The following is a 25797-nucleotide window of genomic DNA, read 5'->3' as shown; positions in this document are numbered from 1 at the left end:
GCCGGCCTCATTATTAATGATGAGGCGCCCGTTAATGAGGCAGCCTAACCTACGCGTCATTCGTACCCTGACCTAGAAGATCATGGAGCTCGCACGGCTTGGCATATGACGCAACCGATTTGCGCCTGCTGCCAAGACCGCAGGCCTAGCAGTGTGATCCGCTTGGAAACCACCTGTCGAAATGGACGCCCGATGACCTTCGAGAGCCTTTTGGCCACTTCAGCTATATTACTGGCGACAACAACATTGATGGTTGGCGGGACGGTTCGGGCCGAAAGTCCCACGGCCGTAGCGGCTGGTCTTCAAATGCACCCGGCAGGAAAAATCTCACCAAATATGACGGTCACGGCGTTGGTCAAAAAGGGGCTGCCCCGTAGCGTGAAAGCCCCCTTCAATCCCCGTGCGAACGAAGGCAAGTTTAGTCTCGGCAATATCAGCATGGACGGCTGGACGGCGCTCACAGACACGGCGACGCTAGGCGGCGGCAGCCTGATCGTCGGCGCGGGACAAACCTATCTCGTCACCACCGGTAGCGACGGCGGCCGCTATATCGCGCCCCTTAATCCGTCCGCGCCGGGCGTGATCGATTCCAGCCAGTGGATGAACCTGCCCGATACCCTGGCCGGCGAAGCCCATTGCCAGACGGCTTCCTGTACGCCGCCGGGAGACGACTTCCTTTTTGCTTGCGTCGCCATGGGCGCGTCGGGCAACAGCCTGCTGTGCTATATCAGCCATGACGCCAAGTCCGGTAACATAGCTACCCGTGCCAAGCTCGATCTGGGCGGCGTCGGGGCACCACAATTCATCGGCTCGCCCGGCTACAGCCGCGGGGATGCGCCGTGGGGTAATCACACACGGTGGCCGACAGCCTACAGTGCGGATATCGGCGTCGCGACCGCGGGATCACAGCTCTGGACAATCAGCAGCCGGACGGGCGGGCGTCAGGCCTATGACAGTGCGTTCGGTTTCGGACCTATGGTGGCGCCGGCCACGGCCGACACCGGCTGGAGCGTGCAAAAAGGCGTGTTCGGCGCGCCGCCGTCGTACCCTCCCGCCAGTAGCGAAGCCACCTGCGCTGCCACCTGCGCTGCCACCACGCTGCTGTCTGGCCATTACGACGAGGCCGTCAGTCTGTACCAGACGCAGCAGACCGGCAATGCCTTTGTGGACGAATTCCTCCATCTCGAAGTCGCCAAGCTCGACGGCAGTTCGCCGGCCTCACCCAAGGGCCCGAGCGGCGAGACAACGATCATCAGGACCAAGGCGGGTCGCCTGATCATCGTGGCGCGCGGCCTCGACTATCAGCTCTACCAGATCATCTATAGCCCAGACAGCAAGACCTTCGTGTCGGGTTGGAAGCTGGAAGGCGGCAACGTCCTGGCCAAGACATCGCCGTCGTGCATCGCGCTCAATGAACAACCGCTCTGCATGATCCAGGGCGCCGATGGACGCCTCTATGCCAAGAAACTGGTTTCGGCAGGCGCGCTGTGATCCGGGGCTTGGCAATAGGCGCAACGACCTCGCGCCAGTGTCATTGCTCTGGCCGCGGCCGTCTTCACAAGTTCGCTTCACAAGCACCACAATAAAGGACACACCTATGACTTCGCCGATAAAATCTATTGCCACCGTAACCGTTTTTGGCGTCCTGGCCGCAACGGCGGTGCGGGCATTGCCAACAGTTTCCGCGGGCGCCCTCAATCCCCAGGTACAGGCGAAGCTGTCGGTCCGCTCATCGATCGCCCCCCTGACGCCGCAGCAACGCGGCCACATCGCCGGTACCCTGATGAAAACCGAGAGCACACCCGCCGTCGGGGCGGCGACCTCGCTGACCATCGACCGATTTGCCGCCGACGGGCGCTATCTTACCTTTCAATGGCCGTACCTAATCGGCCATGTCGGCGCCGGCCCCAGCCTGGCGGCGCTCAACAATGATTCCGAAACGCAGGTGACGATCGAGGGCGGGGCGCCGAAGAAAAGCTATCTCGCCGATTGCCAGGTTTCCGACGACCTCGACGTCAGCTGGAGCGTCGACGGGCCCGGCGGTGTAGCGATCAGCGGCACCACGACTTCGGCCGGCAAGCACTTGAGCTTTCTCGTCCAGACCACGAGCGCACAGCCGGCGGTCCTGCATATCCGCTCACTGCACCGCGAAAAACTGTTCGGCCTGTTCGCCCTCTATGGCTGCGACGTGATGCCGATCGGCTGAATGTCTCTCGTCCCGTCAAAACATCGCCCTCTCTCCGCCAATGTCAAAAGGAACCAAACGCATGAAAAGTGTCATTCAAGCCTTGCTCGCCCCAGCCTTGCTTACCGCCTCGCTTATTGCCGGGACAACGGTCCACGCCGACCCCCTGCGTCTATCATCCGGTCTTCTGGCGATCCAGCCCGCCAAGGGTCAATGGAGCGTCGTTGTTACCACGGTCACCACAGGGGCGCCTTTCAACACGATCCGCGTGTGCCTGACTGCGGATCATACCTGGTACAATACCGTGCAGCGGTCTGGGTCCCAGCCCGGCTCAGGCAAGTGGCTGACGAGCGGGGCCAGCCTGTTGTGGCGCGGCAATATGGGCCAGAATCTCGATGACGCGGCGGTGCTGCACGTCGACAGCGCCTCGTCCATGTCCGGTCCGCTGATGCAGTGGGTCAAGGACACGACCGACACGACCAATACCGCCATCGACAACGTCTTTGCCAACTCGGCCTGGACCCACGTCTCCGACACCTGCGACGACGTTCTGAAATAAGAGGCCCCCATATTCCTGCCGTCGCTCGCTGTCCTCGCTTGCGTATGTCTGGCTCCCGCTGTCTGGCCGCTGACCGGCCTGCCTGCTCTGGCCGGCGGCTTGTAGACCTGCCATCTTCCATCGTTCACCTCTCAAGGTACAATTAAATGATTTTCCCGAAAATTTCGATTGCCGGACTGGCCGTCGCCGCAGCCCTGACAGCCACGGCGGCCACGGCTATCCCAACGCCTTCGCCTGCCAGTCTCGACACCCAGACCTTGGGGAAGCTGGTCGCTCGCCCGGTAATCCCTCCTCTGACGGGCCAGCAGCGCAGCCGCATTGCCGGGAGTTTGATGAAAACCCAGACGACGCCTGTTGTTGGGGTTCCTACTTCGCTCTCAATAGACCGCCTGAGCGCAAACGGGCGTTACCTGACCTACCTGTATCCGATCGGGATCTCCCATTCAGACACGGGTGTCGCCGCACTGATACTGAACGGAGGCAGTGAAACCCAAGTCAATATCGAAGGGGGAGGTGCCGGTAAAAGCTTCCTCGTCGATTGCCGGGTATCGGACGATCTCGAAGTGACTTGGTATGTCGATGGCGCAGGCGTCACCGCCAAGGGAACGACCAACGCCATCGACAAGCACCTGAGCTTCCTCGTCCAGACCTTGGCTGGAAAGACGGCCGTCCTGCATATCGAGTCTCAGCAAGGGACGGGGATCTACGGCATGTTTATCAATTATGGCTGCGACGTCACGCAGATCGGCTGACAGCTATCCCCTCAAGACAAGCGAAAGTCTCCCAATGCACCGCTTTGGCCCTGCCGTCTTCATTTCACTCGCTGTCCTGGCCACGACGCCCGCGGTCGCCTCCAATCCGGAGACCGTCGCCACCCTGTCGAAGGACCAGTCCGGGGCGATCGACAGTCCCCTGACGGGCCGGTATAAGGGGTCAGCCTTGATCTTGCAGACGCACAAGGCGTTCGATGAGCTGACCCTGCCCAGTGCGGCGGCCATTGGCGAGGACTATGACGCCAAGCGGCACTTCGGCAAGACCGTGACGGCGCAGGGCGATGTGACGCGGTCGGTCTATGTCACCCCGCCCGGGCGCTCCACGCTCGAGGTCGTCAAGAACTACCGCGACACACTGATCGCCAAGGGCTTTGCGCCGGTCTTCGAATGCGCGGCGGCGACCTGCGGGCCGTCGTTCCGCAAGCAGAAATACGCCTGGGACAACGAGGCGACCCAGGTCGAAGGCACCAATCTCGACCACGCCCGCCAGGCCCTGGTGGAGGCCGTCTTCGATGCAGGCAAGGACATCCGCTATTCCCTGCTGAAAAAGGGCGCGACCTATGTCGCCCTGTTCGGCGCCCTCAATGCCAGTGGCGGTTTCGGCGATACGTCGGCAGCGCTCAACGATCGCGTCAGCGTCTTGGTCGAGGTCGTCGAGCCCAAGGCGATGGAGCTGAATATCGTCGTCCTCAATTCGTCGGCGATCGGCCAGTCGCTGGCCGCCGATGGCGCGGTCAATATCTACGGTCTCTATTTCGATACCGACAAGGCGACGCTGTTCCCGTCCTCGACGCCGCAGCTGGCCGAGATCGCCAAATACCTGAAGGCCAATCCCACCGTGCAGATCTTCGTCGTCGGCCATACCGACATGCAGGGCGGCTTTGACCACAATGTCACCCTGGCCGAAGCGCGCGCCAAGGCGATTGCCGCCGTGCTGAGCCAATCCTACGACATTCCGGCAGCCCGCCTGACGGCAAAGGGCGTCGGGCCACTGGCACCGGCGGCCAGCAACCAGTCCGAAGCCGGTCGGGCCAAGAACCGCCGCGTGCAGTTGGTGCTGCGATGAGACGATTTACCGAACTTGTCCTGACGGGGCTGTGCCTGATGGGGGGGGCGGCCTATGCCGCGCCAAAGCCCGACCTGACGCCCCGCCCGGGTGCCTGGCGGCTGGAGGGCGCCAGCGAAGGTGAACCTGTCTGCCTGCTGCGCCTCATGGCCACGGAAACCATCGGCGGCAAGGATGTCGTCTCGGATGCCTGCCACGAGGCCTATCCGTGGACGGCCGACATCACCGCCTGGTACGCTGCCCCGGGAACGCACGGCGACATGACGCTGATCGACGGTGAACGCCGCGTGGTCATCCGCTTTTCCCTCGTCGATGGCGACCCGGCCTATGACGGAGCGACCCAGGGTTTCGACTACGCCCTCTATCCGCCGCTGCCGGTCAGGGCGGCGGAAAAAGCAAAAAAGGCCCACAAATGATCGCCAATTCCCTGCATGTGAGCGCGCTTGCCGTCCTGTTGATGCTTGGCGCCTGCCAGGCCCCTTCGGAACCCACGACCGCCGAACCGGCCTCAGCCCCGTTAGCCGCCGCAGACACCGGCAGCACCGCTGCCCTGCCGCCGCCGACAGTGGCCATCAATGGCCGCACCGCGATCATTTCCCTGCCGCTGCGCCTGTCCGACAATCTCATCTGGGTGTCGTCGACGCGCATGTCCGAAGCCGATCCGTTCGTCTTCAAGGGGCTGGAGATCAAGCCGGGCGGCGGGCCGCAGGGCACCGACCTGGCCGTCTTTTTCTACGAAGCCGACCACGCCGGTGCAACGGTCTTGAAATTCGGCCTGGTTCCGCCGGGCAAAATGCTCGTCGGCCTTCCTGGCGCGATCTATACCGGCCCGGTCGCGGCGCGTTTCGAAACATCTGTGACAGTGCAATGAAACCGCTTGCAAGCCCGTAGGACAGATAAGACTATGATTTTTTAAGAAAGGACGGGTTCAAGAGATCGCTGTAATGATTGCTAAAAACTGAGAGTGAACACAATGAACAGACGTATTTTCATATCTAGCGTGGCCGCCTTGTTGGCGAGCCCTGCCATCGCTGCTGACAACGCTGCGGCGGTCGGAGTCATCCAGGCCGAGGTCGAGCAGATCGTCGCTACATTTATGACCAGTGCTGGTGACCTGGTCAAAGGCTTCACGACCCCGAAAGTCGTTGTATCCTTTACGCCGGAACTGTCGTGGATCAAGCCAGATGGCAGCGAGGTCCACACCGTCGCGTGGGTACAATGTCCCCCTGACTTCCAGAGTTTCATTGCCTCACTACTTGGCGACACCCCCATCATGGCTCCAGACGTGTTCTTTGGCGACGTGTTCAACACGTTTCTGGTTCCTCATGAAATGTCCCATTTTGTAGACGCCAAGCGAGATAACCTTCGCAACGGCGGTCGTTTCTATGACGGCGAAGTTCATGCCAATCGTGTAGCCGTCGCATTCTGGTTAAGTCAAACCGGCGGCAAGGCACGCATGGAGCGCTTGATGTCGGCAGTCGAAGTGGTCGAATCTCATCTGCCCAGTCCGGTGCCAGAAGGTCAGGATCGTATTGCTTACTTCCAAGAGAACTACACAAAACTTGGAAGCGATCCCGCCGCCTATGGGTGGTACCAGTTTCGCATGTTCCTTGATGCGTGGGCTTTGCGCGATGAGAAGGATTTCAAAACCCTTCTGGAGCAGGGCGCCTGATATCCCGATCGGCGGAAAGAACCGGCGCATTTCGCAAAGTGTCAATTCGCATGCAAAACCGGCTCTGACGCACTTCAATAATCAAATTAAAAATAGATATTTCATAGTGCGCTGTTTTATTGAGACTTTTGGCCTTTCCAGGAAACACCATGATGCTGGGTTAAAGTACCCGAATCCCATCAAGAAATCTAAACGATAACAGGACATTGCAGCGCCGAGACGCCTATTAGTCGTTTAAGTCGACGACGCGCTTGAAATAGACCTTTGATCTTCTGCGGCGCTCAACTGTTGGGCGCCCGATGCGGACGTACAACTTCAATCTCCACCCGCGGCCTCTGCTCTTCAACACGAAACTTTTATATTATTGATTTTATTACTTTTATTTTGGTTGCGGGGGCCAGTTTTGAACTGACGCGAATTATTGCCGCGCCTGCCTCTCAGCGAGACCTTCCCATGATAGCGGCGGGGACATGACTATCGGCATGGAATGGCAAAAAGCCGTGGCACAAACAGCAACAACAGTGCACCCACCTTGTCTTTTTACCAGAACAAGATGTCCAAGACGCCAATCCGGCGTCTTCCACTATCCGAGGGAGCGACGTCAGTACAACTGCCCGTTTCTGGTAAACCGTTTTTAAGCATAGAATCCCGTAGCCACATGCTTTTTAATTTGTTATTTTGAAGTCAGACGGACAACGGAGATCAAAGGCTACGTGGCTTCTTTTCTGTCCGTATGTTTCAGATTTGCGTAATGGCTTTGTTTGACGAATACGGCGACCTCGCCGTTCATGTTGCTTACCCGTTATAGTCTTTATGCTGTTTTTCAGCGCGTTCCCTAAAATTTTTTGACGCTTTCACAGGTTTTCGGCCTGCAGGCTGAACCTTTCTCGAATAGAGGTTGGGTGGGGTATGTCCGGTTCTAAGGACCAGTCGCGGCCTTTGTCGCCGCGCGCGAAGTCGAGCGCCAAAAAACAAAGGAAAAAAGCGCTTCAGGCGGCGATCGATGAAGTCCGCTTGACCCGGCGTTTGTTGTTAGGTTGGCTGGTAGCGGCCGGAAGTGCAGGCGCTGCCGCGGCCCAAGGGCTTCCCAAAGCGAGCGCCAAGGTTACGGGCATTGATATCGGCAAGACCGCACAACCCCTCAACAGCCTCAAGACGACCAGAAGACCAATTTTCAACTTCAATAAAATCTCTGATCTGAGCGAATTCGCACTGATACGGCCCGAGGATATGCTCATCCTCAATATTCGCCTTGTGAATATGAAGGTCACAGGTAAGGGCGCCGGTCGTCATATCCAACGTACAACTGCCGGCAAGACCGCCATCATGGTGGTCGAACATCAGCCCCAGGCGATCGCGGAAAGCACGTTTCCAGATAAGTCCGCCCCAACCATGCCGAACATTTCCAAGACGGGCGTCGCGTCTGCACCGGAGCCGAGCGCGTTACCGGTTATTGGCAAGGGAGATATCGCCCAATCTTTCATGTCGGGCACCAGTCGCATCGCCTACCTGATGCCAGATGACCTGAGCACCCTCCCCTTCACCGTCACCGACATTCTTGATGCCTGCGCACGGTGGAAGCTCAATCTGGATTGGCGTGCCAGCGATGCGCCCTCTGCGGCGGTGATGCCGTCGGCGCATACATTTGATAAGATCGCCCAACGTCTTAATCTCATCGCCAACGCGCAAAAGGCCGCCTTGCAGGGCTATGGTAACGGGTCCGGCAGCGTCGAAGCGCTTTTGAGCCGGGCGGCAGACAGGGTCGTCGAGGCCATTTCTTCTGCCGCCGGCGCTGGAAAGGTGCTTAGTAATGCGGCCATCGATGCCCTGATCAAATATGAGATCAAGGCGACCCTTACGCCTGAAAAACTGGATGACCCTGAGATCAAATATCAGATCTTGGATTATTCCGGCACTCTCACACCCGGCATGACAGCATTTGTCAGCACCTTGGCCACCGAGAAACTGGCCCTAGATGTGATCAAACCCGTGTATCAAATGGAAGGTCTGGAGATCAATCCGGCCATTCTGGCCGCGTTGAAGCCGGGACCTATTCCGGAAAATGCGACTGATCTCGAAGTCCCCTTCCGGCTGCATATGTCGCCGTTGGCGACGGCCGGCTTTAGCCACGCACGCGATGTCGTCGATCATGGCAGCCCATTCGCCGAGCTTTGGCACACACGCCTCGGTACGCGCGTGAGCGAATGGGTGATCAGCGAGAATGCTGAGCCTGTCAGGGCGCTTTATGCAGATGATCTGATCACGCAATACCCGGATTTGCCCCACGGCTTCGACATGCCGACCTCACCGGCCTGGGCGCTATCGGCGCTCGACCGCACGGACATGGTCAAGCTGATGTCGGATTTCAGTGTCGCCAAATCGGGTAAGTATGTCTCCCGACCGGCGATGGCCAAACATCTGCGTCTGACCGCGCTTGGCGCTTCGCTCGATGCCGAGGGGATTTGGCCGGATCACACGGCGGTTGATACCGACATTGTGCAGTGGAAGCATATAACGTCGATCGGCCGGGATCAGTATGTTCGGGTGATTTATGACGGTGTGCTGTTCCCGTTTGGTCACGGTGCCTCGCTCATCAAGGTATCGGACCGTAAATTCACCCGCCAAACCGATGGCGGCCGCGTCGCCGGCCTGATGCAAAAGTATTTCATCATCGTGCGCCAGCGAGTGCGGGATTATCCCGGTGATGGCCAGCGCTTTGGCGGCCGCGACTTCCCCTTCACCAGTGTCGAGATAACGACCAAGCAAACGCCGGACATGCAGGCGCCTGTCGCCATCTCTTACCTGGCCACGCAAGGCTATTACACCCCTAATAACTCTGACACTTGGTTCCAGACCTTCTGGCCGCAACTTATGAACCCGGCTCCTGGCACACCGACCACTGATCAGGATGTCATATTCGATCTGGTTGGCATTGACAGCACCGGGCGGCGCACCGCCTTCAAGATGCCGTTGATATTCGTGGCCGGCACACGGAATAACAAGAGCGATGTCGCCAGCAATATCACCCCGACAAGCGATGCCATGGTGGCTGGCCATAGCGCCATTGAGGCTGTCGCTCTCTATTACAATTCTATCACCCCGGCAAAAAAGCGAACAGTTGCCGTCTCCAACAACCTGATCCGTTTTAGCCAGAATGTCGATACGTCTGGCAATCCACTTGGAGACGGGGAAAGCGATTATCACGCCAGTGAGATCGTTTTCCGATCGTGGAAAGCGCTTGGTAATTTCAAGGGGCCGCGTTTTTATCCAACGGTCGCGTCGGCCAATATCGAGGTGCCTTCGGTTAAATCCCTTCTTGGCGTTTCGACGAATCCGAAGGTTCTCTATCATTCGAAATATCTGAAAAGCGGGTTTAGCGGCGCTAATCCGGCTCAACTCGTCTTTGGCTTTGATGCCGTAGACGTGCCCAACCAGACTACGAAGCCAACCGATAAATTCGGCGGTCTTTTATCACCGAACCTGGCTCCAGATGGCCTATCTCGCAAGCTAGGCGCCATAACCGGCATTGATCAGTATCTCGGCGACGCGCCATTCAATCCGATCGCGGCGTTTGGGAACATGCAACTCCTCGGCATCGTGTCGCTGGGCGATATTATCACTCAGGCCCTGAATCTTAGCGATGCACAGGGCATTCCAAAGCTCAAAACGGTCACCGGACAAGACACGATTGTCACGACCTATGAAATCAAACAGCCGACAGTCAAAAGCGCCGGTGATTTTTTCGTCGCCCTCCCGTGGTCAGGTGGCGACGCCGATCCGCAATTGAAAATCACTTCGACAATTTTGGTTCACAAGGCGGGTGGCGATCCTCAGGCCTCGGTTGAGGCCAAGCTGAATGCCTTCAGAATAAACCTTTTCGGCTTCATTATCCTCAATTTTAAGTCGCTTAGTCTCAAGGTCCGTCCCGGTAGCAAGACGGATTGTGATCCCGTCCTTGATCCTGAAACAGGTGTCGTGTTTGGTGGCCCGCTAGAATTCATGAACAGCTTCCGCAAGCTCATTCCCATGGATGGCTTTGCCGACCCGCCTGGCCTCGACATTACACCTGCCGGCATCACCGCCAGTTACAGTCTCGGCCTGCCGGATATCGGCGTTGGCGCCATGACCCTGCAAAATGTCAATCTTGGCGCGGGTTTCGATCTGCCGTTCACCGGTTTGGGCCCGAGCGCCCGTTTCAATTTCGCCGAGCGCCACAATCCCTTCAATCTGACAATATCGCTGTTTGGTGGTGGTGGCTTTTTTGCCATCACACTCGATACGGGCGGCGTGCGAGAACTGGAGGCCAGCCTTGAGTTCGGCGCCCAGATATCGATCGATCTGGGCGTCGCCTCGGGTGGGGTCTATGTCAAGGGCGGCTTCTATTTCCACTGGATCGGAGAACCGGCCGACAAGCAAATGGTGATGTTCGAAGGCTATGTCGAAATGGGTGGGCACTTGAGTGTGCTTGGCTTGATTTCTGTCAGCCTGGTCTTTCATCTGGGGCTCGCCTTCGAGAAGACGTCCGGGCATACGCGCCTGTATGGCACGGCAACGCTAACCGTCGAGATTGACATCCTTTTCTTCAGCATTTCCCAAGCCATCACGGTCGAGCGCCAGTTCGCAGGCTCTGACGCCGACCCGTCGTTTGCCCTGTTTGCGCCTATCGATTCGGACACTGGCAAGCCGGTGATCTGGGACAGCTATTGTGAGGCCTTCGCCTAATCCATTTCCGTCAGAACTTCGGGTCCGGGGAGACCGCGATTATGCCGAATATCACTGAAAAAGTCATTTGGACGATTTGCCCTTATGCCCGTAACGGCGAAGGCTCTCTTATGTTCCGGGTTTATGTTTCGCCGCGCTTAACAGCGGACGCACATGGGGCAACCCTCAAGGACAAAACCGTCTGGCAGAACTGGGCGGCCTATGTGCGCAAATGTAAATTTCGGCTTAGCGTAACGGGTGCGAGTGGGCCCCAATCCACTCAGGCAGGGTTTGCGACACTGATGCGGCCGGACGTCTATGCCTCCCTTTTGCCCTCATCGACACCCATTCAAGACTACGTATTCAAAAATCTGGAGGGCAAGACGATCCTGAGCTATCCGGTGGCAAAACTCGCCGGTCAGATCGAGGATCTCTATGCGGATCTGGCGCTTCAGGCGGCAGATGATCTGCCAAAGGCAACCGATTTGGTTGCTGCCAACTGGCCTTACACGAGCGCCGCCTATCGCCGGCAGGGCGCCAAGGCAAAACGCAACGAGACCCAGCTTATGACTGCCATAGCTCAGGCAGGGGTGGAAGGCGTTGCACAAACGCCCGAAGAGCTTCTCGATGTGTTTTCGCTTTTCCATAAGCCAATGCTGCATGAAACAACGGTCAATATGGCCAAGCCTATGCCTGATAACGGCCATGAAGCCGTCAGCTACCCTGCCTATGTCACGCCGGCCAAATTGCCATCGGCGATTCAACTGGCAGAACAAACCGATTTCCATAAAATTATAGCAGGCCTCGCCAACTATCCGGAACTGGCGCGCTATTGTGGCCTGATCCTTGAGTTTGAAGCTCGTGTGCCTTTGTATCAGGCCGTTAATGGAACACTCAATGTCGCCCTGTCGGTTATCCGGCCCGGCGCCTCCGGGCCCGATGCGGAGAAGGACAGTAGTCCGGTTACAGCCTGCGTGCTCGATAATTTCGATTTTCGCCCGGTCGGCGACCCGGTGCGGTTTGATCATCGCTTCGCTGTGCTGCAAAAATCGCCCATATCGCTCGTCCAGCTTGATGTCGACGGCGCCGCACACAAGACGATCGGTCTCGCCAATTCACTGCCGCGTGCCATAGCGTCAGATTTCAACGACGACGCTTTTCAGGATGAGATTGGTATGCCGGCCGACGTTGGCGCACCCACCTTACGAACAGCGGGGATGATGCTGGCTCAGGCGGAACGCCATAAGCGGGTCGAGGCACGCGCGACGGTCGCCGCCAAGGCCAATACGGCCGTGGTGGCCAATCAAATTCCTGACGTCCTGACGGCTGATGATCTGTTTCGAGGATACCGGGTGGATGTTTTCGACCATAGCCGTGAGCATCCCAGGTGGCAGTCTCTGTGCCGCCGCACAGTGACCTACACATTGCTCAAGCCGTCGGGCCTGACACCCGAAACCATTGACAGGCTGGGTCTGAAGGCGGACGGCGGTATCGGTCTTACGGGCACCATGCGAGAGGATGAAGGCAATATCAGCACCGGCCTGACCTCGGCGCCCAATGTCACCGATCCCAATGTGTACAAACTCCATGAGGGCATATTTGCCTGGCGCGGCTGGTCGCTGTCGGCGCCTGAACCCTTCAAGTCCCTGCGTACAGAAATCGATCCGGCAGCCGGACCTTCCGAAGAAGAACAACATCAGGGCATGATCGCCGATACCGAGGCCAGTGTGCCGGCAGGCCTGCCACTGAAGACGATTTTCCACGCGGTGAAAGGCAGTCTGCCTGTTTTACGGTTTGGCCATGTCTATTCCGTCCGTTTACGTACCGTAGACCTGTGCGGTTATTCCGCCGCCTTTGACGCCACGCCCCTGCCGGGCACAGTATCTGACAAAGTGCCCTATCTGCGTTACGAGGCGATTGAGTCGCCCGTTTTGACATTGTTTGGCAACGTGCAAAGCGGAAAAGACGAGGACATAAGCTGGAAGCAGATTGCGCGTTCGGATCTGCCGCGTCAGGGCGAATCTTTGGGGCGTCTGGCCTTGCGTACCTATGTCGATAAGCCAGAACGCAGTGACAAATCCGTCAGGCGCAATGTGGCGCCGCCACGTGTAACGCAACGCTTCGCGGAAACGCACAGCGTGATCGACAAAAATGGCGTACCTGACTCTTCAAGGTACGAGATGTTGGTACACAAGGACAAGGGCTTCCCCAGTTGTGTTATGCCGGCATCGGACTTTCTCAATGCGGACCCGGACAATGCGGGCAACTATAGTGGCGCCACCACCCCCTATAACGTCAGCGAGGCCAGGTTTGAGTTGCCTTATCTTCCCGATCCCTATGCGGTTCAGATTTGTGCCCGTCTCCGCCGATTGGGCGACAAGGGTTGGACAGACCTGTACATTCCGCTTTACGGCGATCCGAAAGGCGCGGTCATGCCGGATTGGCCGGAGTCACGTCCGATAACGATCGAAGGCAGCGAAACCTTTCCGGTCAATTATTTCAATTTCGACATCCCTTCCCGCACCCTGCAAATCCATATGAACAAAGGATGCCGGCACAAACTGCGCTTAAGCTGCATGCTCAATGCCGAGATGCTGGAAACCATGGCCTTGTGGGCCCTGATGCAAAAATCGACGGCCAGGGGACCGAAGCAAAGGTCTGCTGCGGACCTCAAAGCCTTCATTCTTGAGGGCAAGCATTACATGTTCACGCCGTGGCGGGAGATCGAGCTGATCCATGCTACGCAAAAGCCGCTGGTCGTTCCCGCTTTCGCCAAGTTTGACGTGGCACGTGATAAAGGCGCTCTGGACGTGACCTTTCCGGCTTTGCAAACGCCCCTGAGTGGTCCCTCTACGGGCAGGCTGGATATCGATGCGAGCTGGGATGAACCCGACGATAATCCCGTCGATGTCGACGCCAAGTCCCAGCCGGTTAAACGCACGTTCAAACAGAATGTGGCTCAAGTGGCGATCCAACGGATCGATGGTTTCTTCTCACCCTATGTCAATACGTCCCTGAGCCAGCATTTTCCCGATACACGCTATCGCCGAGTCAATTATTCGATGCAGGCCGTATCCCGTTTCAAGGAGTTTTTCGAAAAATCTCTGCGCGACAATGAGCCGGCGATGCGCGTGCCATCTGCGTCCGTAGTCCGTTGGATCAAGAATAGTGCGCCACCGCCCTCGCCCGGTGTACTTTATGTCATTCCGACCTTTGGCTGGTTCCGCAATGAGGCGAGCACCGCTTCTCGTCGTGTCGGAGGTCTGCGGGTCTATCTCGATCGTCCCTGGATGAGCACAGGCTTCAATGAAATGCTGGGTGTTATTTTGCCGGATGGCGCCGCGGGCAATACCGATAGCGGTGACAACGATCCCCTGGTCACGCAATGGGGGCGCGATCCCATCCGCATCAGCAAGGACATTCCGACCATAAGTCCTAAAGCCTCGGCCTTCCGTCTGGCCAAGACGCAAGGCCCGGTCGCCTGTCCTGGGATGGACGCCTTTCCCGACAAGGAAGGCAACCTACCTGAGCCGTTCAAGGTTACAGGTTTGGCCATACCAGGACGGTCGGGCACCTATTCGGTAGCGCCCCACGAAGTTGGCTTCGACAAGGACCGGCAACTTTGGTACGCTGATGTCAATGTGGCCATGCCCAAGGGCAGTTACTTTCCCTTCCTGCGGCTGGCGGTGGCACGGTATCAGCCCACCTCCGTCGAAGGCTGTCACCTGTCAGGCGCTGTAAGCTGTGATTTCATCCAGCTCAGCGCGGACAGAATCGCCGTGCTGGTTCCGGTCGGAAATCTTGGATTTCAGTATCAGATTTTTGTGTTCGGTGATCAGCCAAATGACGGCAAGAACGGCCCCTATGCGCGTCTGGGCGCCATACGCATACAGACGCAGGTGCTGGATGACGCAGCACTTGATCCGGTGCTCGGCTGGCGTGATGAATGGGGCACGCCACCCAAGAAGCCGATTGTCGTGAACGTGCCGGACGTCACGCCTGTCGCCTCGCCCGCGCCTGACATGACGCCGCAAGCACGCCAGATCGCCGCCAAGCTGGCCTCAGCGCCGGTGACAGGTCCAAAGCCAATCAAAGGAAAATTTCAGCGCGTAAGCAGCGCGCAGAACGAGACGGCAGCAACTCGATCTGATGCCATTGCCGCGGCGACCATGATCGCGCCCAATCTTTTGTACAACGAGACATTCTACCCACCGCTGACGCCTGCCGGTGGCAAACGTCGGGTGTTGATTACCGAGACGGAAACCTATCCTGTGGAACCAGCGGGCAATCACGAAGAAGACCCATTCTTCGGGGAACGTATCGTTTATGCCGAGGCCATCGAGTTCTGACGACCATATCCTCATCCATCTTTTTTCATTCCATCCCGCCTATGTTGGTGCACCCAATCCGCGCCAGGACCAACGCTGCTGTAAGAACGACACGGATCGACAGTCCTGCGGAAGTGCCGGGACCAATTCGACAACTTGAAGGGCAACTGAGCGGACGCATAACCGTTCCGGAAATCGGAGAGGTTATGCGTCAATTGATTCATTCCATTACGGTCTACGCAACCCCGAAAAAGTGCGGTGGTTCCGCACGAAAGTGCCGGGAAATCTGAGGCATTTTTGCTTGAGGACCATCCGGGCTCGTCCTCTTCCTCGACAAAGTCGAGGGGTACTTTGGTTGCGGGGGGCCGCAACCAACGTAACTACTACCCTATTTCATTTACTCAAGGAATTTCGCGTAAACCTCGGCGACCTCGAACGGTTGGCTCAAGTCCAAGCGCTGTTATGATCAGCTAAGTCTTGCAACCGGTTGTTCCAGATCGCGCAACAGAACAACGCGTGTTGGACAATGTGCCGCTGTCTTAAAAGACAGCGATCGGCACCGTCGTTGCCAAATTGGCGTTCTGGTCAATGCCTGGGCCAGTCAACCGACAGGGGACGGCAGAAAACCTATCAAAAACCAAACCCTATGATCGTCTTCGCAACGAACGGGATGCATAAAAAGACTCAAATGGGCATCACCCCAAGTGCCAAACTTACCAAATCCCCATAGGTTGGCATAATCACAGCTCGACATTCCCGCGGCTTCCTCCTTGGAGGCTTATCCGACGCCTGCCTTCAGGCTTGGATCAAACGCCGGCGCTCGGCAGGCATCCGATAACCTATACCAAGGCGGAAGTCGATCTCGTCAGGCGGCGCTTTGGCCGAAAGCGGACCTCTTAAGGCCTACAGCCCAAGCTCATCCGGGAATGCATTAGACCGATCTTATTCCAACGAAAAATTGCGTAACTATCACAGGCCATGGTTAGCCTGATAAAATGAAAATCTCCGCCTACAGGCGTAAGACACCAACTTCCACTCTTGCCACAAAACCGCAACCATGATGATATTACCCATAAAATAACAATCACGGGGATGTTTCATGTGTAAGTGTCTTACAGCGCTGACGGTCATTTTTTTGCTGGCGGGTTCACCGGCAACCGTCGACTTCCTACCTATCAACAACCCCGCGAAGAGATAGGGCGATCCAGATGTCAAACGGCCGACCTATGTTGAGCGCGCTTATGCTCCTTGTCCTCCTAAGCGGGGCTGCCTCTTCCGCTAGCGCGGCGAAAGAAGGAAAGTCACCTGTCAGTGCCCAAGACTGCTCGCCTTTGCCACGTGAGTTGCTAGCAGGACGCGGTATTTACGTCGGCGAATTGCACGGGACACAGGAGATGCCAAAGGTTCTGGCCTGTTTCGTGAAGCAAGCCGTTGTTCAAATCGAGGGGCCGGTCGTCGTCTCTCTAGAGCTTCCTCCCGAGACCAGTCCTGCCTGGGCCTTGGAATGGGCGCATCCTTCGGATGGTCGCACCTCACAGGCGATGGTTGATCTGATCAATTGGTTGCGGACCCTTCGCGACAAAAGCGGTCGCGTGACGATCGATTATCAGCTTGGATGTCGATTTGACGGCGTCCCGGCCGACCCGGATGCCTTTGGCAATAAATGCATGGGCGAGAGCATCACGGCCTCCATGGCGAAGGGCTTTGTTATTGCATACAGCGGGACGAGTCACGCAGCGCGTCTCGAAACCCCAACGAAAAGGGCCGCGGCCTTTTTGCCAGACTCGATCAAAACAGTTGAAATCATCGTGTCAAATGGTGGCTCCGCCTGGGGGACATATAATAATTCGGCGCCAGGCCCATCCCCTATTCTTGGGAGGCAGGACCTTTCAGGTATGAACGGCATTATTCCTGGACAGGACCCTGGCTTTGAATATGCATACGTCATCAAAGACATCACGGCCTCTTATCCAGCCGATACGGCGCCCTCAGTGGCTCAGTCCAAGACAGCCTCCAAGCCTGTCCGGAAGAAGACGAGTCACTAGGGGCCTGACACGCGCCTCTGACACGTGCGAGGTCGCGACGCCTTACTGGCTCTACAAGCCGGCCGACGTCGCCTGTGCGCCCATTGCGGAAGAGAACGTTAAGGTGAATAGAATTGCTCAAAAGCGGACAATCTGCATGTTGAAAGTGCGGCCAGTCCGGGTTGGCTATGCAGAAATAAAGTGCGATCAGTGGCCGCCAGTTGACTTCCAACCACGTTCAACGGCCCACTTCCTGTAGACACGTAAAATTTCCGCCCTTCCCACACCCGTAAGGCGTATGAAATCTTCGTCTTTTACGCCCACTCCATAGAGCAAGTCGTTCAGCGAGTTGTTAATTACTAACGCCGGCTCCCCATCGTCATCACTATCATCGACATTGGGCCAGCCAGAGATCACTCCGCGCACTGCGTCCTCATCCACACTAAGCCGCGTCTGGAAGTCAAAGTCGAAATATTCAAATGTGGCAGACAGGGACCTAAGAATAATGTCTCGTTCCTCAGCAGTTAGAGATTTAATGGTCATCTCGCAAAGCTAACCGAATCTGTCAAAAAAAGGAACTGCAACTTCATACCGAACCGTGGTGGTGCCGCATCGCGCCCACTCCGGACATCTCATCCGTGCTGGAACATTCAATAGCGGACATCGGCGTCACGGTTCAAAGATCCAAACTAAAGAAATCATTCCCTCGTGAGTTCGAGCCTCCGCCAAATCCGGGGCGGATCAAGACCACGTCGATGTCGACTATGGCCAAGTTGGGCACCACCAGATGGCGGACTGGACTATAAGCAAAGCCAAAACTGTCGACGCCATACCGAGAAAATAGCCATTCAGTCTCACCGTTGCGACAAACAATGCAACCGCAGAAATTCCGATGTAAACTATTAGGCCACACAGCTTAGGAATTAAGGTCGATAGACGCTCTTCTAAAATCAGCGAAACTAGACCACTAGCGAAAGTTTGATGTGCAAGAACAAAGAACCCGAGCGCGAACGACATAAACAGAAAATATAATGCCAGTCCCAGTCGCTCTACGGTGCGGTTCACAGCACGAAGAACTTTTTGCTTTTCCGACTCGCCTGCATCGCGCTTTTGAGTCTCGTCGTATCGAAAACATGTCCATATGGCATATGCCGACGGGCCGCCGACGACCAAGCCAAACACGCACCCATGAAGCCACGGCCCTAAGCCATATGAAAACAGGCCTTGATCAACGCCAGTCGCCAGATGAAACGTCCGAAAGATCCAGGAACCGGCGAGAAGGAAAGCCGCTGACCAATAATAAACAAAGCGACAGACAATTCGAAGCTCACCCCACAGGTGAATTCCGCTAAGATCGGTTGCAAGAACAATTAAGGCGCCACCTGCAAAAACGCCGAAGACATACCAAAGCGCCGCTGTTACGTTTTGCCAAACGGATACCTGCCGCCATTTTTTAAGCATACCCACTCCCCCAAATACATAACAGCTTCGCTATGTTATCAATCAATACCTGCAAATTCAAAGGTTGGATCGCTGTGGTTGGGCCGCGTTACCTTTACGCCAAATGAACGCGACGTTCCGTCTTTGGCGAATGGAGTTCGGCTTCCTTGCGCCCAGAGCGAAAATGAAGTCAGCGAGTGCGGTTCGGCATTGTTTGCCCGAAAGTGGAACCTGGTGAACCCTTTGAATCCATCACTGATGCGAGGTGGTGGTGTTAGCGCGAATCCGGAGCTGCGGGACCATTTCCTTGAAAGGCCTGCCGATTTTACATATCAGAGGGTTATGCCGAGATATGAGGCAAAAAGGGAGTCGAAAGCATGGCATTGAAACTTGCGTTTTTCATCGTGGCCACGGCGATTTTCGCAATGCCGGCGAGGGCAGCGACCTTGGATCCCGCCTCCGCCTTTCCGGCCCAAATGCAAGCCTTTGCGCTTTACGGGGACGGTGTCATTCCGAATTCCAAACCCGGACCCAATAATGAAACCGGCGCCGACAAGGGCTGGATCCAGAACGTATCCCGCCCGGCCATCCAGGTCTACCTGCCCGCCAAGGCAAAGGCGACGGGCGCCAGCGTCCTGATTGTCCCAGGCGGCGGCTACGCAGGCCTAACCTTCGACTATGAAGGCGTCCAGCAGGCTCAATATTTCGCCGATCATGGTATCGCCGCTTTCGTTCTGAAATATAGGCTGCCCAATGACCTGACGATGCCGGACAAGTCGATCGGACCGCTCCAGGACGCACAGCAGGGTCTCCGTTTCATAAGGCTACATGCAGAGGAGTGGAGTCTCGATCCGGTGCGCGTCGGGGTGGTCGGCTACTCGGCCGGCGGCCACGTTGCGTCGACGCTGGCAACCCATTTTCAGACCTCCTACGTGGACAACCCTGAGGGCATAAGCCTTCGCCCCGACTTTCAAGTCCTTGTATACCCGGTGATAAGCATGGACGCCAAGATTACACACATGGGCTCGCGGAACGCGCTTCTAGGCTCGTCGCCTTCCGACGCCCAGACCGAGGCGCTTTCCAACGAAAGGCACGTGACCGCCGAGACGCCGCCTGCCCTGATTCTTCACGCCGCCGATGATCAACTGGTCGATATAGACAACAGCATTGTCTATTTTGAAGCCCTTCGCCACGCCGGTGTGCCGGGAGAGGCGAGGTTTTTCGATAAAGGGCAGCACGGCTTCCCACTGCTACCGCGTGACACGTGGCAAAGCGCCATCATGGACTGGATCACCACAAACGGCTGGCTCAGTCCCCGGGCCAAATGAATCACTCCATCCGGATTAGGAGCGTGCTTGCAACCAGCCGTCATTGCCTAGGATGACGAGATCAGGGCGTCCGGAAGCGCCACCGCCCGGCATCACTTTTCGGGTCGAATCGCACCAGCGCAGGCGTGCTGGCACCGATGGCCACCAGAGCCACGTCCGCCGTGGCGCCCGGCGCCGCCTTGGGCACGATCCGAAAGGCGCCGTCGATAAGCTGGTCGATCCGCCACAGCTGTTCCGGCGCGCCGGTGAAGGCCGGCGCCACCTCCAACTTTGAATTCGCCGCCGCGGTGAGTGTGCGTTCGGTGCCAGCCAGGACGATCTTGTAATAGGGCGTTCCCATGACGCCGCCCGCCTCAGGTACGGGCGTAACCGTCCACTGCTGATGGGCGCGGATCATATAGGCGCCCAGGTCGATATCGATGCTGCCTGCCGGCCAGGCGGCCGAATCCTGGTCCAGGGTCTGGTTGGGGATCGGGGCGACCGGGTCCCTCGGCGCCGCCGTGAAGCTACGCCGGCGATCGAAGTCCATCCGCACGAAGTCGGTGGCGAGCTGGAGGGCGAAGCCGCTGCGCTCGGATTCGATCTCATAGGTCCCGGCCTTGATATTTTCGCCCTCGACCGGCCAGCCGTCCTTCCACAGCAGGGGCGCGATGGCCAGCACGCTGCGGCCGCTGCGGTCCAGGTCGGCTTCGTAGTGCATCGAGAATTTCTCGACGCCATCACCAAGCTCTATGCGTCCGAAATGCCCCGGCCCATAATGCCGCCCGCGGCCGTTCGAAACCAGCTTGCCGCCCCCCCTGAGCAAAGGGGTGTCCATATGGTCGAGATAAGCCCCTTGCACGCTGCGGGAACGGCCAACCCGGATATTGTAGGACGAGTTAGGTCCGTCGCAACAGGTGCCGTGCGTCCCCAGCAGGTAGTACCAGCCGTCGCGGTAGATCATCGCGGTCGCTTCCATATCGATGGCTATCGCCACCGGCTGGTTGCCAGCGATCCTGAGCCCGGTCTTCGGGTCTAGTTCGACCAACTGAATGAACCCGTAATAAGTGCCATAAGTCAGCCACAGCCGGCCATCGGCATAGAGAAAGGCGGGGTCGATTGCGTCAGTGGCTTCCACGCCGTCGCTGGTCGCCACGTCGCCAACCTCTTGAAAGCCGTAATCGGGTGATTTGGGATCGAGAGACCTGCTCCACATGAGCTTGATTGCGCCAGCGTGGCCACCGTTCATCCCGCCGCCACCGGCGGCGTAGGCCACGTAGTAGCGGTCACCGATCTTAATGATGTCGGGCGCCAGGCCACGGCCGGGCCTTTCGGCACCGGAATGCCAGGTCCAGCCGTCATCAGATACCAAGCTGCCGGTGCCGGTGCCATACGTATAGTATTTCCCGTCGGACGCCGTGATCGTCGCGGGGTCGTGAATAAAAGGCTCGCCGGCAAGCTGCGCCGAGGCGGGCAGCGACGTCAGGCAGGACAGGACGGAAAGGAGGGCTGCCGCCCGGAGTTTTGGTTTCATGGAGCGTCTCCTGTTATCTGTGCGCCTTTTGGCGTCATCGTGGCTTAATCGAGGTGGGTGGTGATATCGCGGACCGGCTGACCATTTTCGTCGATGAAGCGTGCGCAAAAGTCGCTTAGCCCCGGTCCGTTGATGACGGCCCCGCGAACAACGTTGCGCCCCTTGTGCAGGGTGATCGGTGCGGACACCACATCGTCCATCACCATGCGGCGGTCACCAAATAAGCCGGCAGCCTCCTCGCCATTGACCCACCACATCGAGGCTGAGTTCGAACCGACGGCTAGACGGACATTGCGGATATCGCGCGGGCTGTCGACCACCGTTTCCGCCCAGAATATCACGCCATAAACCGGCTTGTTCAGGCCTTGTGCGAAAGAGAACAGCTTGACGTCGAACAGCTTGGCGTCAAGCGCATGCCAGCGCAAGATCTCGCTGCCCACCTGCACCGTAGTGCCGGCCTTTGGCCTGGCCGCCGTTCCACCTGGAAAGGTGCTGATGGCCAGCGCATCGCGCACATAGGCGCCAGTAAAGCCCGCATTACTGGTATTGGGCTTTGTGATTGGCTCCAGAAGCAGCCAGCGCTGCAAGAATCCCTGGGCGTCCGGAGCTTTAGGCCCGGCGCTTGCCGGTTCGAAGAAAGGCGCCATACCGCGCGTATCTAGCGGCGGCATATCCCGCGATTCCGCGCCCCAGGCAATGGCTGCGCTCCCAAGCTGCAAGACTAGCGCCGTCAGGGCCAGCTTTGAAATCCCCTTCATATCCCTGCTCCTGTTGTTCTAGTTGACCGCCAAGTGCGACCGTAAACTGTGGGACAGGGGCGGGCATACGTATGCGCGAACCAGCCCTTCCCGAAGCCTGCAATGACACCCGATATAGATGCAAAGCGCGCCCGAGTTCCCCACCCTGACGCAAGTCCGACGTCTCCCTGGCCCAATATGCCCTTGAGGTTGTTAGCGCTACCAGACTATGGGTTACTTGATGTCACTGTCAATGATCAATTGTCTGACATGATTGTTGACGCCGACGCATTTTCCGGTCAGTTATCACCAATAAAAATAACTTGCAGGTAAACGCCTGCTAAGGAGGAGAGAAATGCTTAAACCTCGCGCCCTTATGAGCTTGGCTTTTTCGACTGTCGCCATGCTGCTAATAGCATCTCCCCTCTTAGCGGAGCCCGTTGCCACCCGGATAGTAAAAGCCGATGTCTCGCATACGCTCGGCCCCCATTCAAATGTGCCCCTGGAAGTCGTCGGCGCCGGGCGCGCGGCTGAGGGCCTAAGGGCCGACTGGCAAGGGCAGTTGGATACCGTCCAGGAGGAGATTGGCTTTAAATACCTGCGCATGCACGGCATCCTCAATGACGAAATGGCCGTCTACGACGAGGATAAGCAGGGAAATCCGAAGTATAATTTTCAGTATGTCGACGCGCTCTACGACGCGCTGCTTGAGAAGAAAATCCGACCGTTTGTCGAGTTGACCTTCATGCCGTCCAAACTGGCCGATGGTACGACCACCGTCTTCTGGTGGAAGGGTAACACGTCTTTGCCCAAGGACCATGCAAAGTGGGCGGGCCTGATTCGCGCCCTGATGGTTCACTGGAAGGAGCGTTACGGTGAGGAGGAGATCTCCAAGTGGTATTATGAAGTCTGGAACGAGCCTGACATTCGGGGCTTCTGGCCACACCCGCTTGAAGACTATTTCAAGCTCTACAAGACGACTTCCGAAGCGATCCGCGCCGAGTGCGCCAAATGCCGTATCGGTGGTCCAGCCACGGCGGTGCCCTACGCCTCCGAACAGGCGTTCGAAAAGTGGATTATCGAAAATCCCGCACCGATCGACTTTATTGCCTTGCATGCCTACGGCGTTGAACAAGGCTTCCTCGACGAGGACGGCACGGCGGGCACGATCATCGATCCAGACCCCGAGCGCGTCGCCGGCCGGATGCGGCACTCGCGCGAGCTGATGGATGTAAGCCCATTACGCGATAAGGAACTACATTTCACGGAATGGAGTTCGTCCTACACGCCAACCGACTATATGCATGACCAGTATCACCAGGCCAGTTTCATCATGAATGTGGTTAAGCGCGCCACGCCATACGTCGATTCCCTGTCCTACTGGACCTTCACCGACATCTTCGAAGAAAACGGCCCGCGCTTCACCCCCTTTCATGGCGGTTTTGGCATGCTGAACCTGCAGGGTATCAAGAAGCCATCCTTCCACGCCTTCAAGTTCCTGAAGCGACTGGGCGACACCGACGTGGAAAGCAACGATGCGGCGTCCTGGGTGACCACGTCGAAGGACGGCTCCGTGCAAGCCCTAATCTGGAACTATTCGCCCGTCGTGCCTCCCAAGGGACAGACCGACCAGGTGTTCTACAAGAAGGAACAGCCGACGACCGACAAGGGCACTCTGGGCCTTGAGATTACTGGCATGACGAACGGTACGTATCGGCTTGATATCTATCGGATCGGCTACAAGCAGAACGACCCATACACAGCCTATGTCGAAATGGGATCGCCGAACCAACTGACACGCGCGCAAGTCAGCGACCTTAACGCCGTCAGTGCGGGCGCGCCTGTGTTCACGGGCGAGGTCTCGATCAAGAAAGGCCGGTTCACCCGTGAAGTACCGCTTCGGGCGAATGACGTCTTCGAATTCGTCCTGAAACCGCTGAAATGATGTCTGCCCACATTTGCCGCCAATAGAACCAACTGCCTGATCGCTGTTGCAGGCTCTTACGATTGAACAGAAGGTCTGCAATTGAGATTTTTAGAAAATCGCCGAATGACGGCTTTGGACCGAGGCGCGCCAGTCACCTACGCGCCCACTCCGGACATTCAGGTTGCTAAGAACGTTCTTGCCCGAAAGCGGACTACACATGTTCTACGCACTTCTGACTAATTGCGAATCCGCTCTTATCCATAACTCTGCCGTTAAGAGCCCGATGTCCGGCGCCCCCAAAGTCACTCCGATCGGCAGCCTCTTTCCTTACCGCTAGGACTACCTTAAGCTGCGAGGCGGCTCGAAATCCGAAAGGAACGGAGGGGAAGATATGTTTATCAGAATAGCAGCTACTATCGGGGCGTTATTTTTCTCAATGCCAGCTATGGCCACGCCCCCGTCTGGCATCTGGGCAGCGATCTCTGAGGGCACGCTGATCTACCAGTTTGATATTGAAAAAGCGTCTAACGGGATCTGGACCGCCACTTGGGATCGTCCGGCGAACATGAGCACCGACGGCGAAAGCTTTAGCCATGTCGCGGGGCCTATTGAACATCGCGTTGCGAACAAAGTTGTTGCCGCTGGTGAGACCCTTGAACTTACTTTTGATGATCCGCGTCCCGGCTCATCTCCAGATGTATTCAGACTGAAATCCATAGATGATAGTCATGTCGCCGCCGAAAACCTTACGCTTGCCGCGTTCGGCATAAAGGTTGACCCGCTACTTCTCGTGCGTGAAGCCCCGAATGCGGCGATGGGTAGCTGGGATCAAAACCAAGCCTACCCTACGCCGCTTTATCGGGCAACCAATGTTGAGATGACTGCGATCTTCGACGCTGACCAAACGAGCCGTCAAACCTGGCCACCAAAGGACTTCGCAATGCAACGCGAAGCGGATCGCCAGCGCCGGGTCCGCACCGGCGAATTGCTTGATCAAGGTCTGCTGCATAGTGCCGACGACCTCTATCACGCGGCCTTTGTATACCAGCACGGTGACAACGAAGCAGATTATTTGAAGGCCCATGTCCTAGCAACAGCTGCTGTTGCGCGTGGAAAAGCCGCTGCAAAGTGGATTGCTGCGGCGACACTTGACCGTTATCTCCTTGCTATCGGTCGCCCTCAGGTCTTCGGCACGCAGTACATGACACCCAAAGACAAAGCCACTACGCAAGAACCATATGATCGTACCGCGATCTCGGACGCACTAAGAGCTGCAATGGGCGTACCATCACTCAACTTGCAAACTCAAACGCTGATCCAGATGAGGGATGCCGCGCCGGCTAAGAAACCTGAATGATGGCACCTGAGCGCCCTTGCCGGACAATTTTGCCGCGATGGCCGCTAAAAATTCCGGACATGTAGGGTCGCGGTCTGGTATCTGCCTCGGATCATATGAAGGACTTGACAGATGGATAGGTGCGCGACGATGGCAGGCGTTTTGAGCTGTTCAGGCATATGTAACCAGCTCAGGCGCGCGCGATATT

General features: G+C 57.3%; 18 protein-coding genes. 14 read left to right on the top strand and 4 right to left on the bottom strand.

From position 1 onward, the window contains the following. The first annotated feature begins 336 nt into the window (after window positions 1-336). From B060_RS0115745 to B060_RS0115695, 11 genes are all read left to right on the top strand, one after another. Window positions 337-1491 (top strand): hypothetical protein, encoded by a 1155-nt coding sequence (locus B060_RS0115745; protein WP_018082762.1) that lies wholly within the window; start codon window positions 337-339, stop codon window positions 1489-1491. Window positions 1492-1597: 106 nt separating this feature from the next. After that, complete coding sequence (locus B060_RS0115740) at window positions 1598-2206, top strand: hypothetical protein (RefSeq protein ID WP_018082761.1); 609 nt, start codon at window positions 1598-1600, stop codon at window positions 2204-2206. Window positions 2207-2267: 61 nt separating this feature from the next. After that, entirely contained in the window at window positions 2268-2744 is a 477-nt protein-coding gene (locus B060_RS0115735) for a hypothetical protein (protein ID WP_018082760.1), read from the top strand. Between the two features lie 146 nt (window positions 2745-2890). Then, window positions 2891-3496, top strand: a complete 606-nt coding sequence (locus B060_RS0115730) for a hypothetical protein (RefSeq protein ID WP_018082759.1) — start codon at window positions 2891-2893, stop codon at window positions 3494-3496. A 34-nt stretch (window positions 3497-3530) separates the two neighbouring features. Further along, window positions 3531-4583: an OmpA family protein gene (locus tag B060_RS24820; protein WP_018082758.1), complete on the top strand. Its 1053-nt coding sequence runs from the start codon at window positions 3531-3533 to the stop codon at window positions 4581-4583. Continuing rightward, window positions 4580-4999, top strand: coding sequence for a hypothetical protein (locus tag B060_RS0115720; RefSeq protein WP_018082757.1), 420 nt, complete (start codon window positions 4580-4582; stop codon window positions 4997-4999). The genes B060_RS24820 and B060_RS0115720 overlap by 4 nt, the downstream gene beginning before the upstream one ends. Further along, window positions 4996-5454, top strand: a complete 459-nt coding sequence (locus B060_RS0115715; RefSeq protein WP_018082756.1) for a hypothetical protein — start codon at window positions 4996-4998, stop codon at window positions 5452-5454. The genes B060_RS0115720 and B060_RS0115715 overlap by 4 nt, the downstream gene beginning before the upstream one ends. A 102-nt stretch (window positions 5455-5556) precedes the next feature. Continuing rightward, window positions 5557-6255 (top strand): hypothetical protein, encoded by a 699-nt coding sequence (locus tag B060_RS0115710; RefSeq protein WP_018082755.1) that lies wholly within the window; start codon window positions 5557-5559, stop codon window positions 6253-6255. Between the two features lie 909 nt (window positions 6256-7164). Beyond that, a complete protein-coding gene (locus tag B060_RS0115705) occupies window positions 7165-10977 on the top strand; it encodes a hypothetical protein (protein WP_155847743.1) in 3813 nt (1270 codons plus the stop codon). 41 nt (window positions 10978-11018) lie between these two features. Continuing rightward, window positions 11019-15305, top strand: coding sequence for a hypothetical protein (locus tag B060_RS0115700; RefSeq protein ID WP_155847742.1), 4287 nt, complete (start codon window positions 11019-11021; stop codon window positions 15303-15305). Window positions 15306-16678: 1373 nt separating this feature from the next. Beyond that, window positions 16679-17329 carry a hypothetical protein gene (locus B060_RS0115695; RefSeq protein ID WP_155847741.1) on the top strand — a complete coding sequence of 217 codons (651 nt, stop codon included), beginning with the start codon at window positions 16679-16681 and terminating at the stop codon, window positions 17327-17329. A gap of 186 nt (window positions 17330-17515) precedes the next feature. On the opposite strand, the gene B060_RS0115690 is transcribed toward B060_RS0115695, so the two are convergent. Together B060_RS0115690 and B060_RS0115685 are read right to left on the bottom strand one after the other, a co-directional pair. Next, the gene (locus B060_RS0115690; protein WP_018082751.1) at window positions 17516-17851 is read right to left on the bottom strand and encodes a hypothetical protein; all 336 of its coding nucleotides are present in this window, start codon (window positions 17849-17851) and stop codon (window positions 17516-17518) included. 219 nt (window positions 17852-18070) lie between these two features. Beyond that, window positions 18071-18769, bottom strand: coding sequence for a hypothetical protein (locus tag B060_RS0115685; protein WP_018082750.1), 699 nt, complete (start codon window positions 18767-18769; stop codon window positions 18071-18073). Window positions 18770-19125: 356 nt separating this feature from the next. Here B060_RS0115685 and B060_RS0115680 point away from each other — a divergent pair, with 356 nt between their 5' ends. Further along, on the top strand, window positions 19126-20076 hold the full coding sequence (locus tag B060_RS0115680) for an alpha/beta hydrolase (RefSeq protein ID WP_018082749.1): 951 nt from the start codon (window positions 19126-19128) through the stop codon (window positions 20074-20076). Window positions 20077-20137: 61 nt separating this feature from the next. Here the strand turns inward: B060_RS0115680 and B060_RS0115675 are convergent, their stop codons facing one another. Beyond that, window positions 20138-21427: a family 43 glycosylhydrolase gene (locus B060_RS0115675; RefSeq protein ID WP_201768103.1), complete on the bottom strand. Its 1290-nt coding sequence runs from the start codon at window positions 21425-21427 to the stop codon at window positions 20138-20140. Window positions 21428-21633: 206 nt separating this feature from the next. Continuing rightward, window positions 21634-22347 (bottom strand): type 2 periplasmic-binding domain-containing protein, encoded by a 714-nt coding sequence (locus B060_RS0115670; RefSeq protein ID WP_018082747.1) that lies wholly within the window; start codon window positions 22345-22347, stop codon window positions 21634-21636. Window positions 22348-22681: 334 nt separating this feature from the next. Between B060_RS0115670 and B060_RS0115665 the strand changes: the two genes are divergently transcribed. Beyond that, window positions 22682-24271, top strand: a complete 1590-nt coding sequence (locus B060_RS0115665; RefSeq protein ID WP_201768102.1) for a GH39 family glycosyl hydrolase — start codon at window positions 22682-22684, stop codon at window positions 24269-24271. 373 nt (window positions 24272-24644) lie between these two features. Further along, window positions 24645-25610 (top strand): hypothetical protein, encoded by a 966-nt coding sequence (locus B060_RS26650; protein WP_018082745.1) that lies wholly within the window; start codon window positions 24645-24647, stop codon window positions 25608-25610. Window positions 25611-25797: the final 187 nt, after the last annotated feature.

This window comes from Asticcacaulis benevestitus DSM 16100 = ATCC BAA-896 (assembly GCF_000376105.1).
Lineage (GTDB): Bacteria > Pseudomonadota > Alphaproteobacteria > Caulobacterales > Caulobacteraceae > Asticcacaulis > Asticcacaulis benevestitus.
Note: the sequence above shows the minus strand (reverse complement) of the source record. Positions and strands in the feature narration are given on the sequence as shown.

What these genes read in the sequence shown, in the direction of transcription:
- B060_RS0115745 (WP_018082762.1), top strand. Translation starts at nt 337, where the DNA reads ATGACGGTCACGGCGTTGGTCAAAAAGGGGCTGCCCCGTAGCGTGAAA.
- B060_RS0115740 (WP_018082761.1), top strand. Translation starts at nt 1,598, where the DNA reads ATGACTTCGCCGATAAAATCTATTGCCACCGTAACCGTTTTTGGCGTC.
- B060_RS0115735 (WP_018082760.1), top strand. Translation starts at nt 2,268, where the DNA reads ATGAAAAGTGTCATTCAAGCCTTGCTCGCCCCAGCCTTGCTTACCGCC.
- B060_RS0115730 (WP_018082759.1), top strand. Translation starts at nt 2,891, where the DNA reads ATGATTTTCCCGAAAATTTCGATTGCCGGACTGGCCGTCGCCGCAGCC.
- B060_RS24820 (WP_018082758.1), top strand. Translation starts at nt 3,531, where the DNA reads ATGCACCGCTTTGGCCCTGCCGTCTTCATTTCACTCGCTGTCCTGGCC.
- B060_RS0115720 (WP_018082757.1), top strand. Translation starts at nt 4,580, where the DNA reads ATGAGACGATTTACCGAACTTGTCCTGACGGGGCTGTGCCTGATGGGG.
- B060_RS0115715 (WP_018082756.1), top strand. Translation starts at nt 4,996, where the DNA reads ATGATCGCCAATTCCCTGCATGTGAGCGCGCTTGCCGTCCTGTTGATG.
- B060_RS0115710 (WP_018082755.1), top strand. Translation starts at nt 5,557, where the DNA reads ATGAACAGACGTATTTTCATATCTAGCGTGGCCGCCTTGTTGGCGAGC.
- B060_RS0115705 (WP_155847743.1), top strand. Translation starts at nt 7,165, where the DNA reads ATGTCCGGTTCTAAGGACCAGTCGCGGCCTTTGTCGCCGCGCGCGAAG.
- B060_RS0115700 (WP_155847742.1), top strand. Translation starts at nt 11,019, where the DNA reads ATGCCGAATATCACTGAAAAAGTCATTTGGACGATTTGCCCTTATGCC.
- B060_RS0115695 (WP_155847741.1), top strand. Translation starts at nt 16,679, where the DNA reads ATGCCAAAGGTTCTGGCCTGTTTCGTGAAGCAAGCCGTTGTTCAAATC.
- B060_RS0115690 (WP_018082751.1), bottom strand. Translation starts at nt 17,851, where the DNA reads ATGACCATTAAATCTCTAACTGCTGAGGAACGAGACATTATTCTTAGG.
- B060_RS0115685 (WP_018082750.1), bottom strand. Translation starts at nt 18,769, where the DNA reads ATGCTTAAAAAATGGCGGCAGGTATCCGTTTGGCAAAACGTAACAGCG.
- B060_RS0115680 (WP_018082749.1), top strand. Translation starts at nt 19,126, where the DNA reads ATGGCATTGAAACTTGCGTTTTTCATCGTGGCCACGGCGATTTTCGCA.
- B060_RS0115670 (WP_018082747.1), bottom strand. Translation starts at nt 22,347, where the DNA reads ATGAAGGGGATTTCAAAGCTGGCCCTGACGGCGCTAGTCTTGCAGCTT.
- B060_RS0115665 (WP_201768102.1), top strand. Translation starts at nt 22,682, where the DNA reads ATGCTTAAACCTCGCGCCCTTATGAGCTTGGCTTTTTCGACTGTCGCC.
- B060_RS26650 (WP_018082745.1), top strand. Translation starts at nt 24,645, where the DNA reads ATGTTTATCAGAATAGCAGCTACTATCGGGGCGTTATTTTTCTCAATG.